This window comes from Rathayibacter sp. AY1B4 (genome assembly GCF_002932815.1).
In the GTDB taxonomy this organism is placed as follows: Bacteria; Actinomycetota; Actinomycetes; order Actinomycetales; family Microbacteriaceae; genus Rathayibacter.
The window spans coordinates 1-682 of record NZ_PSWN01000059.1; the positions used below are offsets into that span (position 1 = coordinate 1).

Genomic DNA, 682 nt, shown 5'->3' on the forward strand with positions numbered 1-682 from the left:
GGGGATCGTTCACCGGCACGGTTCCGCCAAGGATCCGTAGTGCTGAACGCGACAGTGGGGAGAGTAGGACCGCAAGGCACAGATCCGATCGACGTGGGCACAGAGGCCCGGTTGTTCAGCGCTGAGCTTCACTATCTCGCCATCAGGTCAGAAGTTCGTCCATCTGCGATCGCCTGCCCCTACTGTGTAGCGATGAGGCACCGTCCCATCAGCGCAGTAGTTGGTCTTGTTCTCGTGGCGTCTCTCGCAGGCTGCGCCCCGATATCTGGGGAGGACCCTCGCATCACTCAGTGGCGTGCAGAGCGCCAAGCGGATGTGGAAACGGACCGTGAAGTTGTTGCGATCCTCTCGCTGAACGCTACCGCCGACGATGATGGTGGCCACGTCGAAGCGACTCTCGCGCGACCCGCCCTGCCGACAGCGATCACCTTTGAATGTCTCGGGGACGGAGTGATCGATCTCGAGATCGGATCGCTGTCCACGGCAGGAGGCCCGACGACGAGGACGACGACGACCCTCGAGGCGATCGACTGTGCCGATGGCCCGCACGAGATCGACCCGGCGTCGCTCGGCGAGAAGCCGATTTCGACTGTCGAGGCCACCGCGTCAAACGCGGACGGCGACACGGCCTGGTTCCTGACGATCCACGGGGACATCAACGCTTCCTGAGGTCGGCGTGACT

The 682-nt window shown here is 63.2% G+C and carries 1 protein-coding gene; it reads left to right on the forward strand.

From position 1 onward, the window contains the following. The first annotated feature begins 315 nt into the window (after positions 1-315). Positions 316-669 carry a hypothetical protein gene (locus C5D66_RS16700; protein WP_104256720.1) on the forward strand — a complete coding sequence of 118 codons (354 nt, stop codon included), beginning with the start codon at positions 316-318 and terminating at the stop codon, positions 667-669. Positions 670-682: the final 13 nt, after the last annotated feature.